The organism is Thermobifida halotolerans, from assembly GCF_003574835.2.
In the GTDB taxonomy this organism is placed as follows: domain Bacteria; phylum Actinomycetota; class Actinomycetes; order Streptosporangiales; family Streptosporangiaceae; genus Thermobifida; species Thermobifida halotolerans.
On the sequence record NZ_CP063196.1, the window covers coordinates 2,569,945 to 2,588,065 of the forward strand.

Annotated in this window: 6 protein-coding genes; all 6 read right to left on the bottom strand. The window is 76.1% G+C overall.

Going from position 1 to position 18,121, the window contains the following annotated elements; genetic code table 11:
- Positions 1–14: 14 nt before the first annotated feature.
- The 6 genes from NI17_RS11495 to NI17_RS11520 all read right to left on the bottom strand — a co-directional run bounded on the left by NI17_RS11495 (position 15) and on the right by NI17_RS11520 (position 18,120).
- Positions 15–3,236 carry a non-ribosomal peptide synthetase gene (locus tag NI17_RS11495; RefSeq protein WP_243597691.1) on the bottom strand — a complete coding sequence of 1,074 codons (3,222 nt, stop codon included), beginning with the start codon at positions 3,234–3,236 and terminating at the stop codon, positions 15–17.
- A complete protein-coding gene (locus NI17_RS11500; RefSeq protein ID WP_243597692.1) occupies positions 3,233–14,137 on the bottom strand; it encodes a non-ribosomal peptide synthetase in 10,905 nt (3,634 codons plus the stop codon). Before NI17_RS11500 ends, NI17_RS11495 begins: the two co-directional genes overlap by 4 nt.
- An 86-nt stretch (positions 14,138–14,223) precedes the next feature.
- Positions 14,224–14,472 carry a phosphopantetheine-binding protein gene (locus NI17_RS11505; protein ID WP_068693952.1) on the bottom strand — a complete coding sequence of 83 codons (249 nt, stop codon included), beginning with the start codon at positions 14,470–14,472 and terminating at the stop codon, positions 14,224–14,226.
- 30 nt (positions 14,473–14,502) lie between these two features.
- A complete protein-coding gene (locus NI17_RS11510) occupies positions 14,503–15,825 on the bottom strand; it encodes a lysine N(6)-hydroxylase/L-ornithine N(5)-oxygenase family protein (RefSeq protein ID WP_068693950.1) in 1,323 nt (440 codons plus the stop codon).
- Between the two features lies 1 nt (position 15,826).
- Positions 15,827–16,492 carry an isochorismatase family protein gene (locus NI17_RS11515; RefSeq protein ID WP_068693948.1) on the bottom strand — a complete coding sequence of 222 codons (666 nt, stop codon included), beginning with the start codon at positions 16,490–16,492 and terminating at the stop codon, positions 15,827–15,829.
- Positions 16,489–18,120, bottom strand: a complete 1,632-nt coding sequence (locus tag NI17_RS11520) for a (2,3-dihydroxybenzoyl)adenylate synthase (protein ID WP_068693946.1) — start codon at positions 18,118–18,120, stop codon at positions 16,489–16,491. Before NI17_RS11520 ends, NI17_RS11515 begins: the two co-directional genes overlap by 4 nt.
- Position 18,121: the final 1 nt, after the last annotated feature.

An 18,121-nucleotide genomic window follows, 5' to 3' on the forward strand; every position in this document is an offset into this window, starting at 1 on the left:
TCGTGGGGGTCGGGTCAGTCCTGCTCGCGCCACATCCGCGCGAGTTCGGCGAACTCGCCGGGGTCCAGCAGGTCGGTGAACTCCTCGCCCGCCGGTTCGGGCTCGGACTCGGCGGGCCGCTCCTCGGCGGGGCGTGCCGCCTCGGCCAGCCGTTCGGGGGTGCGGTGCACGAACACGTCGCGCACGGTGAGGTCCACGCCCTCGCGCACCAGCCGCCCGACCAGGCGCAGGGAGGAGACGCTGTCGCCGCCCAGGGCGAAGAAGTCGGCGTCGGCGCCGACCTCGTCCAGGCCGAGGACCTCGGCGAAGGCCGCGCACAGGACGTGTTCTCCCGGAGTGCGCGGCGCCCGCCCGGCCCGCTGTCGCGGCTCGGGGTCGGGCAGCGCGGCGCGGTCGAGTTTGCCGCTGGCGGTCAGCGGCAGCGCGTCCAGGAACACCAGCGAGGCGGGCACGGCCGCGGCGGGAAGGACGGCGGCGAGTCGGCGGAGCAGCGTCTCGGCGGCGGGCGGGGCCGCGGTGCCGGGGACGACGTAGCCGACCAGCAGGGGCGTGCCCGAGGGGGCGGGGCGCACCGCGACGGCGGCGTCGGCCACCCCGTCCAGGGCGCGCAGCGCGGCCTCGACCTCCCCTGGTTCCAGGCGCACCCCGTTGATCTTCACCTGGTGGTCGGTGCGGCCCAGGTACTCCACCGCCCCGTCGGCGCGGCGGCGCACCAGGTCGCCGGTGCGGTAGAGGCGCGCTCCCGGCGGGCCGAACGGATCGGCGACGAACCGGGACGCGGTCAGGTCGGGACGGCCGACGTAGCCGCGCGCCAGTTGCACGCCGCCCAGGTACAGCTCGCCGACGGCGCCGGGCGGCAGGGGGCGCAGCGCCGTGTCGAGGACGTGCAGCGTCGTGTTCCACACGGGGCGGCCGATGGGCACGGTCGCGCCGAGCGGCCCGGCGCCCGCGCCGAGCACCGGGTGGCGGGTGACGTCCACGGCCGCCTCGGTGGGTCCGTACAGGTTCTCCAGGCGCGTGTCCGGCAGGGTCCGGGCGAGGTCGCGGGCCAGGTCGGCGTCGAGCGCCTCGCCGCTGCTGATCAGCAGGCGCAGGCCGGTGGCGCGGCGGGCGGTCGGCTCGTCGAGGAAGACGCGCAGCAGGGACGGCACGAAGTGGCAGACGCTCACCCCGCGGTCGGCGATGAGGGAGGCGAGGTGGGCGGGGTCGCGGTGGCCGCCGGGGCGGGCGGCGACCACGGCCGCGCCGGCGGTGAGCGGCCAGAAGAACTCCCACACCGACACATCGAACCCGGCGGGGGTCTTCTGCGCCACCCGGTCGTCGGGGGTGAGCCGGTAGGTGTGCTGCATCCACTCCAGCCGGTTGGCGATGGCCCGGTGGGAGACGCCCACGCCCTTGGGCTCGCCGGTGGAACCGGAGGTGAAGATGACATAGGCGAGCTGGTCGGGGTGGACGTCGGCGGGCGGGGCGGGATCGAGGTCGGCCAGGCGGGCGCGGACCTCCGCATCGTCCAGCACGACGGTGCCGGGCGGCGGCGCCCCGCCGAGTCCGGGCAGTGCCTCGCGCGAGGTCAGGACCGCCGTGGCGCGGGCGCGCGCGACCATGGCGGCGAGCCGCGCCGGGGGGTGGTCGGGGTCCAGCGGCAGGTAGGCCGCTCCGGCGCGCAGCACCCCCAGCAGCGCGGCCACCAGTTCCGCCGAGCGGGGCAGCGCCACCGCCACCACGTGGTCGCGGCCCACACCTCGCCCGGTGAGCAGCGCGGCGATGCGTCCGGCCCGTTCGTGCAGGTCGCGGTAGGTGAGGCGGGCGTCGTCGGCGATGACGGCCACCCGGTCGGCGTGGTCGCGTCCGGCGGCGGCGAGCAGCGCGGTGAGGGTGGTGGCCGCCACCGGCCGCCCGGTGGCGTTGTGCCGGGCCAGAGCGGCCCGCTCCCGGTCGCCGAGCAGGTCGAGGCGGCGCAGCGGCCGGTCCGGGTCGGCGGTGAGCTGCTCCAGGACGCGCACCACCAGGTCGAGGACGGCCTCGGCGTCTTCGGCGGGGAAGCGGTCGGGGTCGTGGTCGAGGCGGAGCGTGATCTCCTCCTCCGGCAGCACCGCCAGGGCCAGCGGGTAGTGGGTGGCGTCGCGCACCTCGACGTCGACGACGCGCATTCCCGCGTGGTCGGCGGCGTGCCGGGAGCGGTCCAGCGGGAAGCTCTCCACGACCAGCAGGGTGTCGAACAGCGCCCCGCCGCCCGCCGCGCGCTGCACGGCGGCCAGGCCCAGCGCGTGGTGGTCGACCAGCTCGGCCTGTTCGGCGCGCAGCCGCCGCAGCAGCGCGGCCGCCGTCTCGCCCGCGTCGAGACGCACCCGCACCGGCAGGGTGTTGGTGAACAGGCCGATCATGGCCTCGGAGCCGGCCACCTCGGGGGCGCGGCCGGAGACGGGCTGGCCGAAGACCACGTCGTCGGTCCCGGTGCGGGCGGCCAGCGCCACCGCCCACGCGGCCTGGGCCAGGGTGTTGAGGGTGACCCGGTGGGTGCGGGCGGTTTCGCGCAGCCGTCGGCTGAACTCCGCGCCGAGGGCCCGGGTGCGGCGTTCGGGCGGCCGGGTGCCGCCGGGGCGGCCGGGGGCGACCAGGCACGGTCCGGACAGGCCGGCCAGTGCCGTGCGCCACGCCTGTTCGGCCGGCGCCGGGTCCAGGCGGGCGAGCCAGGCCAGGTGGTCGCGGTAGGCGGGGGCGGGCGGCAGGGCGGCCTCGTCGCCGTCCGACGCGTACAGGGCGCACAGTTCGTCGACGAGCAGCGGCAGCGACCAGCCGTCCAGCAGGATGTGGTGGGCGGTCACCACGAGGACGTGCTCGGCGTCGCCGCCGACGAGGGCGAAGCGGATCAGCGGCGGGGCGGCCAGGTCGAAGCCGCGCGCCAGTTCCCGCTCGGCGATCCGCCCGACCGGGGCGTCCCCGGCCCCGCCGGGGTCGGCGGCCGTCCAGTCCACGTCGACGTCGGCGGGGACGAACTGCACGGGCTGGTCCAGCCCCTCGTGGGCGAACCCGGCGCGCAGGTTGGGGTGGCGGCGCAGCAGCGCGCCCGCGGCCCGCCGCAGCCGTCCGCCGTCCACCGCGCCGCGCAGCGTGATGCGGCACTGGACGGCGTAGACGTCGGCGTCCGCGCCGGTGAGGGCGTGGTGGAACAGCAGGCCCTCCTGGAGGGGGCCGAGGGGAAGCACCTCGCTGATTCCGCTGGGTTCCTGGGTCAACGCCGTCTCCTCCACAGTGATTCGAGCTGGTCCAGTTGGGTGGCGTCGAGCGAGACCAGCGGGGCGGGTTCGGTCGGCGCCGGTTCGGGCGACTTCTCGGTCCCGGTCAGGGGCTCGGCGACCGCGGCGAGCGCGGAGACGACGGGGTGCTGGAAGACCTGCCGTCCGGTGATCGCCCATCCGGCGCGGCGGGCCCCGTTGACCAGGCGCAGCGACAGGACGCTGTCGCCGCCGAGCGCGAAGAAGTCGGCGTCCGCGGCGACCTTCTCCACGCCGAGGACCTCGGCGTAGACGGCGCACAGCGCGGCCTCGGCGGGGGTGGCGGGTTCCCGGCCCGCCGCGCCCGTGTCGGGGGCGGGGGCGGGGGCGGGCAGCGCCCTGCGGTCGACCTTGCCGTTGGCGGTCAGCGGCAGCGCGTCGAGCACGACCACGGCGGCGGGCACCATGTAGGCGGGCAGCGTCCCGGCCAGCGCGGCGCGCACCTCGGCGGAGTCGAGGGGACGGGTGGCCGTGACGTAGCCGACGAGCCGGTGGTGGCCGGAGCCGTCGCCGTGGGCGACCACCACGGCCTGGGAGACTCCGTCGACGCGGGCCAGGGCGGTCTCGATCTCGCCGAGTTCGACGCGGAAACCACGGATCTTGACCTGGAAGTCGGAGCGGCCCAGGAAGTCCAGCCTGCCGTCAGTCCGCCAGCGCGCCAGATCCCCGGTGCGGTACATGCGCGCCCCCGGCGGCCCGAACGGGTCGGCGACGAACCGCTGCGCCGTCAGACCGAACCGGCCGTGGTAGCCCAGCGCCACCCCCTCACCGGCGATGTAGAGATCCCCCGCCACCCCCGGCGGCACCGGACGCAACCCCGAATCCAACACGTACACCCGCGTGTTCGCCATCGGCACACCGATCGTCACCGGCCCGCCCGCGCGGACGCGGTCGGCGGTGGACCAGATCGTGGTCTCGGTGGGCCCGTAGACGTTGGTGACCGCCGCGGCGCGGTCGGCCAGGGCCTCGGCGAGGGGGCGGGGCAGCGCCTCACCTCCGACGAGAACCCGCAGTCCGTCGACGGCGTCGGGGGCGTGCTCGGTGAGCATCTGCCACAGGGTGGGGGTGGCCTGCATGATCGTGGCGCCCTCGCCGGTGAGGAGGTCGGCCAGGGCGGCCGGGTCGCGGACGGTGTCGGCGTCGGCCAGCACCACCGTCGCCCCGGCGAGCAGCGGCAGGTACAACTCCAGCGCGGAGATGTCGAAACTGACCGTGGTCACCGCCAGCCACCGGTCCCCCGCCCCCAGCGGAAAGCGTGCGGCCATGTCGGTGAGGAAGTTCGCCAGGTTGCGGTGGGACACCACCACGCCCTTGGGACGCCCCGTCGACCCCGACGTGTACAGGACGTAGGCCGCGCCGTCCCCGGCGGGCGGTTCGGGCAGCACCGCGCGGGGGTCGGGTCGGGTGTCGGGGCCGTCGACGAGGAGGTGGCCGGTCGCGTCGGGCAGCGTCGCGGAGAGGCCGCGGGTGGTCAGCAGGGCGACCGCGCGGGAGTCGGCGAGCATGAACGCGATCCGCTCGGCCGGGAAGTCCGGGTCCAGCGGCAGGTAGACCGCGCCCGCCCGCTGCACCGCCAGCAGCGCCGCCACCAGTGGCGGTGTCCTCGGCAGCGCCACCGCCACCACCTCGCCGGGCCGCACCCCCCGGGAGACGAGCAGCCGCGCCAGGCGGTCGGTCTCGGCGTCCAGTCGCGCGTAGGTCCACCCGTCCCCGCCGCAGCGCACCGCCACCGCGTGCGGGGTGCGCCGCGCCCAGGCGGCGAGCGCGTCCGCCGGGCGCGGCGCGGTGACCTCCCGCCCGGTGGCGTTCCACTCCTCCAGCACCGCGCGCCGCTCACCGCCGGTGAGCACGTCGATCCCCGCCACCGGCCGCTCCGGGTCGGCACCGGCCTGCTCCAGCACCCGCAGCAGGCGGTGGACCAGCCGGTCGGCGGTGGCCGGGTCGAACAGGTCGGCCGCGTAGTTGAGGGCGATGCGCGCTCCGCCGTGCCCGTCCTCGATGAACGCGAACTCCAGGTCGAACCTGGCGGTGTCCAGCGGGGTCTCGACGACGCGGGTGGCCGAGCCGAACAGGCGGTCGGCGTCGGCGGGGCGGCGCTGGTAGGAGACCATCGTCTGGAACAGCGGGTGGCGGCTCACCGACCGGGCGGGCCGCAGCAGGTCGACAACCGCGTCGAAGGGCGCGTCGGCATGGGCGAAGGCCGCCAGGTCGACGGCGCGGACCCGGTCCAGCAGTTCGGCGAAGGTGGGGCCGCCCGACAGGTCCACGCGCAGCACCAGCGTGTTGAGGAAGAACCCGACGGCGTCGTGGACGGCCTCGTCGGCGCGGTCGGCGACCGGGCTGCCCAGCGGAATGTCGTCGCCCGCGCCGAGGCGGTGCAGCAGGACCGCCACCGCGGCCTGGACGACCATGAAGACGGTGACGCCGTGCTCGGCGGCGAGGCGGCGCACCGCCCGCTCCAGGCGCGGGTCGAGTTCGGCCTGCGCCAGTCCGCCGCGGTGGGTGGCCGCGGCCGGGTGGGGCCGGTCGGTGGGCAGGTCGAGTTCGTCGGGCAGGTCACGCAGGGCCCGCTCCCAGTGGGCGAGTTGGCGGCGCAGCGGGCTGTCGGGGTCGGCCGCGTCGCCGAGCCAGGCGCGGTGGGCGGCCGCGTAGTCGGCGTACTGCACCGGCAGCGGCTCCCAATCGGGGGCGCGGCCGCAGGCGCGGGCCCGGTAGGCGGTGTCCAGGTCGCGCAGCAGCGGACCGAACGACCACTCGTCGGCGGCGATGTGGTGGCAGACGACGTGCAGCACGCAGCCGTCGACCTCCTCCCCGGTGACCAGGCGGACCCGGACCGGGGGCCGGGCGGCCAGGTCGAAGGGTTCGGCGGTGAGGTCGGCGAGCAGGGCGGGCACGGGTCCGGTGGCGCGCACCGCCGCGACGTCGACCGTCGCCTCCCCGGGGGCGAGGACGACGGGTTCGGCCTCTCCGTCGTCGCCCGCGCGGACGAGGGTGCGCAGGATCTCGTGGCGTTCCACCAGGTCGCGCACTGCCGCGCGCAGGACGTCGAGGTCGAGTACGTCGGCGACGTGCACGGCCAGCGGCACGTTGTAGGCGCCGCCGGTGCGGTGCACCTGCTCGACGAGCCACAGCCGCTGCTGGGCGTGCGACAGGACGGGCCGTTCCCCCTCCCCGCGGCGGGTCACGGCGGGCCGACGGTCGTCGGAGGAGGTGAGGCGGCGCGCGAAGGCGGCGGGGGTGGGCGCCTCGAACAGGTCGCGGACGCCGACGTCGACGCCGAGGAGGGCGCGCAGCCGGGCCACGGCCCGGGTGGCGAGCAGGGAGTGGCCGCCGAGCGCGAAGAAGTCGGCGTCCGCGGCGACCTCGGTGCGGCCCAGAACGGCGGCGAAGGTCTGGCAGACGATCTCCTCCTGCGCGGTGGCGGGTTCCCGGCCCGCCGCGCCCGTGTCGGGGGCAGGGGCGGGGGCGGGCAGCGCCCTGCGGTCGACCTTGCCGTTGGCGGTCAGCGGCAGCGCGTCGAGCACGACCACGGCGGCGGGCACCATGTAGGCGGGCAGCGTCCCGGCCAGCGCGGCGCGCACCTCGGCGGAGTCGACGGTGGCGCCGCGGGCGGGGACCACGTAGCCGACGAGCCGCTGCCGACCGGGCTCGTCCTCGCGGGCGGCCACGGCCGCCTGGGCGATGTCGGGGCGCTCCAGCAGCGCGGTCTCGATCTCGCCGAGTTCGACGCGGAAACCGCGGATCTTGACCTGGAAGTCGGAGCGGCCCAGGAAGTCCAGCCTGCCGTCAGTCCGCCAGCGCGCCAGATCCCCGGTGCGGTACATGCGGCTGCCCGGCGGCCCGAACGGGTCGGCGACGAACCGCTGCGCCGTCAGACCGAACCGGCCGTGGTAGCCCAGCGCCACCCCCTCACCGGCGATGTAGAGATCCCCCGCCACCCCCGGCGGCACCGGACGCAACCCCGAATCCAGCACGTACACCCGCGTGTTCGCCATCGGCGCACCGATCGTCACCGGCCCGCCCGCGCGGACGCGGTCGGCGGTGGACCAGATCGTGGTCTCGGTGGGCCCGTAGACGTTGGTGACCGCCGCGGCGCGCCCGGCGAGCAGATCGGCCAGCGGGACGGGCAGCGCCTCGCCGCCCACCAGCACCCGCAGTCCGTCGACGGCGTCGGGGGCGTGCTCGGTGAGCATCTGCCACAGGGTGGGGGTGGCCTGCATGACGGTGGCCCCGCTGGAGCGGACCAGCGCCGCCAGTGCCCGGGGGTCGCGGACGGTGTCGGCGTCGGCCAGCACCACCGTCGCCCCGGCGAGCAGCGGCAGGTACAACTCCAGCGCGGAGATGTCGAAGCTGACCGTGGTCACCGCCAGCCACCGGTCCCCCGCCCCCAATGGGAAGCGTGCGGCCATGTCGGTGAGGAAGTTCGCCAGGTTGCGGTGGGACACCACCACGCCCTTGGGACGCCCCGTCGACCCCGACGTGTACAGGACGTAGGCCGCGCCGTCCCCGGCGGGCGGTTCGGGCAGCGCCGCGTCGAAGGCGTCGGCGGTCTCCTCCAGCAGCAGCACGGGAACGTCCGCGCCGTGGCGCGCCGCCGTCTCGGCCGTGGCCACGAGGAGCACGGTTCGTGAGTCGGCGAGCATGAACGCGATCCGCTCGGCCGGGAAGTCCGGGTCCAGCGGCAGGTAGACCGCGCCCGCCCGCTGCACCGCCAGCAGCGCCGCCACCAGGTCCACCGACCGGGGCAGCGCCACCGCCACCACCTCGCCGGGCCGCACCCCGCGTGCGACCAGGGCGCGCGCCAGGCGGTCGACCCGCTCCTGCAGGCTCCGGTAGTCGAGTTCGGCGTCGCCGCAGCGCACCGCCACCGCGTGCGGGGTGCGCCGCGCCCAGGCGGCGAGCGCGTCCGCCGGGCGCGGCGCGGTGACCTCCCGCCCGGTGGCGTTCCACTCCTCCAGCACCGCGCGCCGCTCGCCGTCGGTGAGCACGTCGATCCCCGCCACCGGCCGCTCCGGGTCGGCACTGATGCGGACGAGGATGGCGCGGAAGCGTTCCAGCAGTTCGGCGGCCCGCTCGGCGTCGACCGCGTCGGGCCGGTGGCACAGCCGCAGCCGCAGCCGCTCTCCGGGAAACACGTTGAGCGACAGCGGGTAGTGGGTGGCGTCGACCACCTCGACGTCGCGCAGCCGCACGCCGCCGTAGGTCTCGGCGGCCAGGGCGTCGCGGTGGGGGAAGTTCTCGAACACCAGCAGCGTGTCGAACAGCGGTGCGGCGTGGGCGATCTCCTGCAGCCGGGTGAGGCCGACGTGGTGGTGCTCGGCGAGCGCGGCCTGCCGCCGCTGCAGGTCGGTGAGGAGTTCGGCGACCGTGCGGGCGGGGTGGGCGCGCAGCCGCACCGCGACGGTGTTGATGAACAGGCCGAGGATGTGCTCGACCCCGTCCAGGTCGGCGGGGCGGCCGGAGACGGTGGCGCCGAACACGACGTCGTCGCGTCCGGTGAGTCCGGCCAGCAGCAGCCCCCACGCCGCCTGGACGACCGTGTTGGTCGTCACGCCGAGGGAACGGGCGGTCTCGACCAGTCGGGCGCTCTCCGCCTCGTCCAGGTCGGCGAGGAGTTCTTCCTGGACGCCGTCGCCGCCGTGCGGGTCGGCGTCGGGGACCAGCAGGGTGGGTTCGGCCAGGTCGGCGAGTTCGTCCCGCCAGGCGCTCTCGGCGGCCCCGGTGTCCCGGGCGGCCAGCCACACCAGGTGGTCGCGGAATCCGGCGGTGGGGGCGGGCGTGGCCGGGTCGGCGTAGCGGGTGAACAGTTCGCGCAGGAACAGCGGGGTGGACCAGCCGTCCAGCAGCGTGTGGTGGTCGGTGACCACCAGTCGGTGGCGGGTGCGTCCCAGGCGCAGCAGCGCGAACCGGATCAGCGGCGGGCGGGCGAGGTCGAAGCGCTCCCGCCGCTCCTCGGCGCGCACCCGCGCGCACCGCTCCTCCTGCTCGGCCGGGTCGTGTCCGCCGAGGTCGAGCACGCGCCAGCGCAGCGCCACCTCGGCGGGCACGAACTGCACGAGGTCCGCGCCGTCGCTCCAGAAGCCGACACGCAGCCCGTCGTGGTGGCGCAGTAGTTCGGCGGCTGCCGCGCGCAGCCGCTCGGCGTCCAGCGGCCCGTCGATCTCGGTGCACGACTGGGTGGTGTAGGCGTCGGCGCCGCCGCCGTAGAGGCTGTGGAAGACCAGGCCGGCCTGCAGCGGGGTGGGCGGCCACAGGTCGACGACGCGGGGGTCGGCGACGTCGGCGCGCGTCGACCAGTCGCGCGCCACCCGGTCGATGCGCGCCTGGTCGAGGCCGACCAGCGGGACGTCGGAGGGGGTGAGCGCGCACACGCCGGGGGCGGCGGCGTGCTCGGCGAGCGCCCGCAGCGCCGCGGTGAACTCCTCGGCCAACAGCGCCACCTCGCCGTCGGGGTGCACGCCGGGCGCCCACCGCCACGTCACGGCCAGTTCGGGGCCGCGCGCGGTCTCGCGGGCGACGACGCCGACCTCCAGGCCGCGGGTGAGCGGCTGGTCGGGGTCCTCGTCCAGGGCCACGCCCGCCGTCTCGGGGGCGAGCTGCCACGGTTCGCCGTCGGAGGCGCCGAAGCGCCCCAGGTAGTTGAAGAGGACGTCCGGGCGGGCCGCGTCGGCGAGGGCGGGCGCGGTGTCGGGGTTGAGGCGGCGCAGCAGGCCGTGGCCGAGGCCGTCGCCGGGCACCGCGCGCAGGGTCTCCTTGACGGTGGCGAGCGCCCGCCCGACGTCGGCCGCGGCGGCGCGGCCGAGGTCGACGCGGACCGGGTGGGCGCTGGTGAACCAGCCGACGGTGCGGGAGACGTCGGCGGGGACCGCCAGCTCGCGGCGTCCGTGCCCCTCGACCTCGACCAGCAGGCTCCGGGCGGTCTCGCCGCGCCGCGCGCGCACACGGGCGGCGGCCACGGCGAGCGCGGTCAGCAGCACCTCCTCGACCCCCGCGTTGAGGACCGGCCCGATGCCGGTGAGGACCGCGGCCGACAGGTCGGCGTCCAGGGTCCGGTCGGTGACGCGGCGCGCGGCGACGGTGTCGCGCCCGTCCAGGGGGCGGGCGCCCAGCGGCCGGTGCGTCGCGGGGTCGGTGACGCGCCGCCAGTGGTCGAGTTCGGCGACGCGCTCGGGGCGGCGCGCCTCCTCGGCGAGCAGCCGGGTCCAGCGGCGCAGCGACGTGCCCACCGGTTCCAGCTCGACGGGGCCTCCCCGGCCGCGCGCCTCGACAGCCGAGCGCAGGTCGGGGCCGAGGATGCGCCAGGAGACGCCGTCCACCGCGAGGTGGTGGACGCGCAGCAGCAGACGGCCGGTGCGATGAGGCCCGCGGTCGAGCCAGACGGCGGCCAGGGCGCGGCCCCCGGCCAGGTCGATGCGGTCGGCGGCGTGCTCGGCCGCCCGCGCGAGCAGGGCGGCGAGGTCGGCGTCGGCCGCGTCCGCGGCGTCGACGCGGTGCAGCAGGCCGTCGGGGACGGCGCCGGGCCCGGCGATCTCCAGGGTCGTGCCGGGTCCGGTGACGCGCAGCCGCAGAGCGTCGTGGTGGCGCACGAGTGCGGCCAGGGCGTCGGCGAGTACGTCCTCGGCGAGTCCGGGCGGGGTGCACAGGACCTGCGTCTGGGTGAAGCGCGCCCCGGGCGTGCCCTGGTCGAGCAGGTCCGCCATGAGGGGGGTGGGGGCCAGGGCGCCGACCGGTTCGTCGGCGACCCGGCCGGTCGGGGCGGCGGGCCGGGTCGCGGCGGCGGCCAGGCGGGCCGCGGTGGGCCGCTCGAAGACGTCGCGGACCCGCAGCGCCATGCCGGCCGACCGGGCCCGGTTGACCAGTTGGATGGCGGTGATGCTGTCCCCGCCGAGCCGGAAGAAGTCGTCGTGGACGCCGACCTCGGCGACGCCGAGGACCTCGGCGAACACCTCCAGCAGCGCCCGCTGCTCGGGGGTGGCCGCCTCCCCCCGTCCGCCGCCGGTCCCGGGCCCGGGGTCGGGCAGGGCGCGCCGGTCCAGTTTCCCGCCGGTGGTCAGCGGCAGGCGGTCGAGGAGGACGACGGTCGCGGGCACCATGTGCTCGGGCAGGCGCTCGGCGAGGTGGGCGCGCACCGCCTCGGGGGCGGGCGCGCGGCCGTCGCGGGGCACCGCGTAGGCCACGAGCCGCAGCCCGCCCGAGGCGGCGGGGTGCGCCGCGACCGCGCAACGGGCGACGTCGGGGTGGGTCTCGGCGACCGCCTCGATCTCCTCGGGCTCCACGCGGAAACCGCGCACCTGGAGTTGGGCGTCGGTGCGGCCGAGGTAGTCGACCTGTCCGTCGGGGCGCAGCCGCACCCGGTCGCCGGTGCGGTACATGCGGCCGCCGGGAGGGCCGAAGGGGTCGGCGACGAACCGGGACGCGGTCAGGCCGGGGCGGCCCGCGTAGCCGCGGGCCAGTTGCGCCCCGGCGAGGTACAGCTCCCCGGGCACGCCGACGGGCACCGGGCGCAGCGCGCCGTCCAGGACGCGGGCCGCGACCCCGGGCAGGGGACGGCCCACGACGGGGGTCGCGCTGTCGGCGACGTCGGCGACGAGCGCGTCGACGGTGTTCTCGGTGGGGCCGTAGCAGTTGAGCGCGCGGGTGCCGGGCAGCGACCGCAGCGCCTGCCACAGCTCGTCGGGGCAGGCCTCACCGCCGAAGGTGAGGAGTCCCGGCACGCGGCGCAGTGTTGCGGAGTCGAGCAGGCCGCGCAGGTAGGTGGGGGTGAAGTCGAGGTGGTCGATGCCGTGCTCGGCGACGTAGGCGCCCAGCAGGGCGTGGTCGTAGACGTACTCCTCGCCCAGCAGGTGCAGCTCGTGGCCGTACAGCAGCCCCAGCAGGGGGTCCCAGGAGGCGTCGAACCCGAAGGAGCCGGTGTGGCCGACGCGCAGCCGTTCGGCCCGGTGGGCTCCGAACAGTCCGGTGCGCTGGGCGGCGGCGAGGTTGGCCAGCGCCCGGTGCTCGACGACGACGCCCTTGGGGCGGCCGGTGGTGCCGGAGGTGTGGATGACGTAGGCCGCGTTCTCCGGGCGGGGGCCGGGCACGGGCGGGGCGTCGGCGACCGGGGCGGCCGCCAGGCGGGCGCGGACCGCGGGGTCGGCGAGGTCGACGACGTGCGCGCCCGCGAGGTCGGGCAGTGCCGCGCCGAAGTGCGGCGAGGTGACCACGGCCACCGGGCGGGTGTCGGCGACGATGTGCGCCAGCCGGTCGGCGGGGTGCGCGGCGTCCAGGTGGACGTAGGCCCCGCCCGCGCGCAGCACCGCGAACAGCGCCACGACCAGGTCGAGTGAGCGCGGCAGGGCCAGCGCCACGGCCCGCTCGGGGCCGACCCCCTCCTCGTGGAGGAGGCGGGCCAGCCGGTCGACCCGCTCGACCAGTTCGGCGCGGGAGACGCGGGTGGCGCCGGCGACCACGGCGGTGGCGTCGGGGTCGCGCTCGGCCAGCCGGGCCAGCAGGTCGGGAACGAGCGCGGGCGCGTCCTCGGCCGGGGGCGCGGCGAGCACGGCCGCCGTCTCGTCGGCGAGGTCGAGGGCGGCGAGGGGGGTGCCGGGCGCGGCCTGCGCGGCCGCGCGCAGCAGCCGGGTGATCTCGGCCAGCCGGGAGCGGACGGCGTCCGGGGTGTAGCGGCGCTCGTTGGCGTTGGCCTCCAGAAGCAGCCCGCCGCCGGGGTCGCGGTAGACCGACAGCGCCAGGTCGTCGACCGGGCCCTCCGACAGGGTCACCGTGGTCGCGGGCACCCCGTCGAAGGCGAGGTCGTAGTCGAACACCTTGATGTTGATCTCGGGTCCGAACAGCGCCCGGCCCCCTCCGACCGCGTCCAGGTCGCGGCGCAGCCACTCGGCGCGGTAGCGCTGGTGGCCGCGCATCCTCCGCAGGGCCGCGACCGTGGCGGCGACGGCCTCCTCGACGGTGTCGGCGGACCGCAGGCGCAGGCGCAGCGGAAGCACGTTGACCACCATCGCGGGCGTGCGCAGCGCGGCGGTGCCGAGCCGTCCCATGACCGGGGAGCCGAGCACGACGTCGCGGGCCCCGGTCATCCGGTGCACGTAGGCGGCATAACCGGCGACCACCGTCTCCGCCCAGGTGGCGCCGGTGCGGGCGGCCAGTTTCTCCAGTCCGGTGAGGACGTCGGCGTCGACGGCCGAGCGCGCGCGGAGCGCGCCCGCCTCGGGCGCGGGCGGCGCGTCGGACAGCAGCGCCGGTTCGGGCCGGTCGGCCAGCAGCGACGTCCAGTGGGCGCGGTCGGCCGCGCACTCCGCCGACGCCTCGTAGGCGGCCTCGGCGGCGACGACGTCGGCCAGGGAGCCGAACCGGGACGGCGGCGGCTCCTCTCCCCCGCCGAGGGAGGTGTAGACCTCGGCGACCCGCCGCGCCAGCAGGGTGACCGCGTAGGCGTCGACGGCGACGTGGTGGTAGCGCTGGTACCAGAACCAGCGGCGCGCCGCGAGGCGCAGCAGGGCGTAGCGGGCCAGCGGCCCGGTGGCCGGGTCGACCGGGGCGGCCAGGTCGCGGCGCATCCACTCGGCGGCGGCCCGCTCGGGGTCGGCCGCGCCGGTGAGGTCGAGCACGTCCAGCGGGAGCGTGTGCTCGGCGGCGACCTCCTGGAAGGGGACGCCGTCGACGTCCACCACGCGCGCCCGCAGCGCGTCGCTGTCGCGGGTCACGGCGGCGACGGCCCGCGCGAACCGGTCGGGGTCGACGTCGCCGGGGATGTCGGTGTACTGGCCGACGTTGAAGACCGGGCTGTCCGGGTCGATCCGCTGGGCGTACCAGACCCCGGCCTGCGCGCCGGTGAGGGGCAGCCTGGTCGTGGGGGTGTCCGGCATCGGATACCGCCTCCTTGTGGGGGTGGGCGCGGTCCGCGCGGCGGTGGCGCGCGCCGCGCGGACCCGGGGGTCGGAAGGGGGGAGGGTCAGGACCGCAGGAGCGCCGTCCACGCCGTGACGGTCGGCTCCTCGGCGAGGTCGGCGAAGTCGACGGCGGCCCCGTCCCTGCGCCAGGTCTCGACCAGGCTCATCAGCCGGACGGAGTCCACCCCCCGGTCCAGCAGGTTCTCGTCGACGTCGACGGACTCGGCGGGCTCGGCGAGCAGGCGGGCGACGTCGGCGCGCACACGCTCAATGGTGAAAGGTCCGTCACCGACAGTGTTGTTCGAGGTCATGGGATGCTCCGGGCAGAGGTCGGGTGGGGTTCAGGCGGAGGGGACGGGCGCCTCGTGGCGGGCCTCGACGGAGTCGAGGATCTCGGCGGCGCGGACGGCCACGTTGGACAGCAGGCTCGAGGAGATGCCGTGCGTGTGCTCGGTGCCGCCCTGCAGGTACAGGCCGCAGGTGACCTCGTCGTCGGTGACGACGCGGTAGTCGCGCTGCAGGACGGGGCGGCCCCGGTCGTCGAACACGCAGTGCCCGGCGAGCTCCCCGAGGAGGGGGCGCACGTCCACCGGGCGGTAGCCGGTGGCGTGGACGACGTGGTCGGCGCGGAGCACGGACTGCTTGCCGGTGGGCCGGTGCTCCACGGTGACGTCGACGCCCGCGTCGGTCTCGGCGAGGTCGACGACCCTGGTCATGTTGTGCATCCTGAGCCGGTGCGTCCCGTTGGCCCGCTCGGCGTAGACGCGCCGGTACAGGTCGGTGATCAGGTCCGGGTCGACCACGGAGTAGTTGGTGTTGCGGTGGTAGCCCATGAGTTCGTCCTTGAACTCCGGCGGCGAGTCGTAGAAGGCGTCCACCGCCTCGGGGTCGAAGATGCGGTTGGCGAACGGGGTGTCGTCGGAGGGGCTGTAGCCGTAGCGGGAGAACACCGCGTGCACCGGGACGTCGGGGAAGCGCCGGTGCAGGTGGTCGACGACCTCGGCCGCGCTCTGCCCGGCCCCCACCACCACGAATCCGCGGGTCGGGGCCTCGGGGAGGACGGCGAGGCGGTGCAGCAGGTACTCGCTGTGCCAGATCCGCTCGGAGACGCGCACCCCCTCGGGGAGGCTGGGCCGCAGCCCGGGGGCGAGCACCACGTTGCGGGCGCGCTCGACCGTCTCGCGGCCGTCGGCGTCGCGGGACACCACGTCCACGCGGGTGATCCGCCCGCCCGTGCGGACCGGACGCAGCGCGACGACCTCCCGCCCGTAGCGCACCTGCTCGCCGACCCGCTCGGCGCACCAGGACAGGTAGTCGTGGAACTCGGTGCGCAGCGGAAACAGCGTCTTGTGGTTGATGAAGTCGTGCAGCCGGCCGACCTGCCGCAGGTAGGCCAGGAAGGTGAAGTCGCTGGCGGGGTTGCGGGGGGTGACCAGGTCCTTGAGGAAGGAGATCTGCATGGTCGCGTCGTCCAGGAGCATGCCCCGGTGCCAGCCGAAGCGCTCCTGGCGCTCCAGGAACACCCCGCCGATCCGGGAGCGCCCGTCGGCGCGGCGCTCGCGCAGGGCGATCGCCAGTCCCAGGTTGGACGGACCGAAACCGACTCCGACCAGGTCGTGGACGCGCGCGTCGGCGCCTGTCGCGCTGTGGTGGGTCCCTGCCATGTCAGCCTCCGGTCGAAACGTCGATGCGTGCGGCGCCCACGGCGGCGAGCACCCGGTCGGTGCTGGTGACGACCGCGCAGCGGCCCGCCGCGTACTCCAGGGCGAAGCGGTGGTCGTCGGCGGTGAAGTCGGCGGTCGCGTCGGCGACGAAGAACGGCTGGATGTCACGCATGAACGCGTCGGCCGCGGTCAGCAGGCAGCCGATGTGCGCGTAGACGCCGGTGACGACGAGCTGGTCGCGTCCCTGTCCGGCCATGCGCGCGGCCAGGTCGGTGCCGACGAAGGCGCTGTAGCGCGACTTGGTCACCACGACGTCGGCCGCGTCCGGGGCCACCCGCTCGTCGATGGCGGTGTGCTCGGCGGCGGCACGCATCCCGCCGCCCCAGAAGTGGCGCTCCAGGCCCCGCTGCTCCGGGTCCATGCCGCCGGGCTTGGCGGTGTAGCAGACCGGGATCCGGGCGGCCCGGCAGGCGTCGGTGAGCGCGGCGATGTTGGCGAGCGCGCCGCGCAGCGGGTCCGCGCCGTCCGGATAGGGCCGCAGGAAGTACCGCTGCATGTCGTGGACGAGCAGGACGGCGCGGGCGGGGTCGATCCGCCACGACGCCCGGTTGGCGGGCAGGTGCTCGGGCAGCGGCAGCGGATAGGGGGTGATCGCTGGCAGTGTCATCGGGGTGCGTCCAATCTGCGGGAGAGTTCCCGGCGGAGTTCGCGCCGGGAGGTCTTGCCGACGCCGGTGGCGGGGAAGCGCTCCACGAACTCGACCCGGTCGGGGATCTTGTAGGCGGCCAGTCCCCGCTCGCGCAGGAAGCGCAGCAGTTCGCTCCGGGTGGGTGGCGCGCTGCGGGAGATGACGTAGGCGCAGACCCGTTCTCCCAGGTAGGGGTCGCTCATACCGACGACGGCCGCGTCGTGGACGGCCGGGTGGGCCAGGATGTGGTTCTCGACCTCCTCGGCGGAGACCTTCTCCCCGCCCCGATTGATCTGGTCCTTGGCCCGGCCCTCCACGACGAGGTTGCCGGAGGCGTCCATGCGTACCAGGTCCCCGGTGCGGTAGAAGCCGTCGTCGGTGAACGCGGTCGCGTTGTGGGCGTCGGCCCGGTAGTAGCCGCGGATGGTGTAGGGGCCGCGGGTCAGCAGGTGGCCGACCTCGCCGTCGGGGACGGGCCGGTCGGCGTCGTCGACGACGCGGATCTCGTCGGCGGGGCTGAGCGGGCGGCCCTGGGTGGTGGTGGCCACCTGTTCGGGGTCGTCCAGGCGGGTGTAGTTGACCAGGCCCTCGGCCATGCCGAACACCTGCTGCAGCGCGCAGCCCAGCACGGGCCGGACCCGGCGGGCCGCCTCCGGCGCGAACTTGGCGCCGCCCACCTGGAGGACGCGCAGCGACGACAGGTCGCGGCCGCCCTGCGTGCCGTGCTCCACCGCGTCCAGCCACAGCAGCGCGATCGGCGGGACGACCGCGGTGATGGTGACCCGCTCGGTCTCGACGAGGGCGAGGGCGGTCTCGGGAGCGGGGTTGGGGGCCAGCACCACGCGGCCGCCCGCGTGCAGCACCCCGAGGAAGCCGGGGGAGCTCATCGGGAAGTTGTGTGCGGCGGGCAGCGCGGCCAGGTAGACGGTGTCGGGGCCCAGATCGCACACCTCGGCGCTGGCGCGCACCGAGTACAGGTAGTCGTCGTGGGTCCGCGGGATGAGTTTGGGCAGTCCGGTGGTCCCGCCGGACAGTTGGAAGAAGGCCACGTCGGCGGGGTCGGCCGCGGCGTACACGGCCGGGTCGGGGGATTCGGCGCGGGCCCGGTCCAGCGGGACGTGGCCGCCCGCCTCACCCGCCACCAGGACCAGCTCGGGGGCGGTGCCCTGTCGGCGCATTCCCTCGACCATGGAGCGGTAGTCGAAGCCGCCGTGCCGGTCGGTGACCACCAGGGCCTTCGCTCCGGTGGTGGCGCACAGGTGGGTGATCTCGCTGCCGCGGTGCGCGGGCAGCGCGTACACCGGCAGCGCCCCGAGCCGGAACAGCGCGAAGACCACCTCCAGCAGCTCGGGGATGTTGGGCAGTTGGACAACCACGCGGTCACCGGAGGCGATGCCGAGGCGGGCCAGTCCGGTGGCCATCGCGTCGGCGCGCGCGTCCAGTTCGGCGTAGGTCCACCGCTGTCCCGCGCCGACCACGGCGACGCGGTCGGCGAAGCGGCGGGCGCGCTCCCGCAGGAACTCACCGAAGGTCTCCCCCGTCCAGTAGCCCGCCGCGCGGTAGCGGGCGGCGAACTCCTCGGGCCAGGGGGTGCAGCCGTCGAGCATC

What these genes read in the sequence shown, in the direction of transcription:
- NI17_RS11510 (WP_068693950.1), bottom strand. Translation starts at nt 15,825, where the DNA reads ATGGCAGGGACCCACCACAGCGCGACAGGCGCCGACGCGCGCGTCCAC.
- NI17_RS11500 (WP_243597692.1), bottom strand. Translation starts at nt 14,137, where the DNA reads ATGCCGGACACCCCCACGACCAGGCTGCCCCTCACCGGCGCGCAGGCC.
- NI17_RS11515 (WP_068693948.1), bottom strand. Translation starts at nt 16,492, where the DNA reads ATGACACTGCCAGCGATCACCCCCTATCCGCTGCCGCTGCCCGAGCAC.
- NI17_RS11520 (WP_068693946.1), bottom strand. Translation starts at nt 18,120, where the DNA reads ATGCTCGACGGCTGCACCCCCTGGCCCGAGGAGTTCGCCGCCCGCTAC.
- NI17_RS11505 (WP_068693952.1), bottom strand. Translation starts at nt 14,472, where the DNA reads ATGACCTCGAACAACACTGTCGGTGACGGACCTTTCACCATTGAGCGT.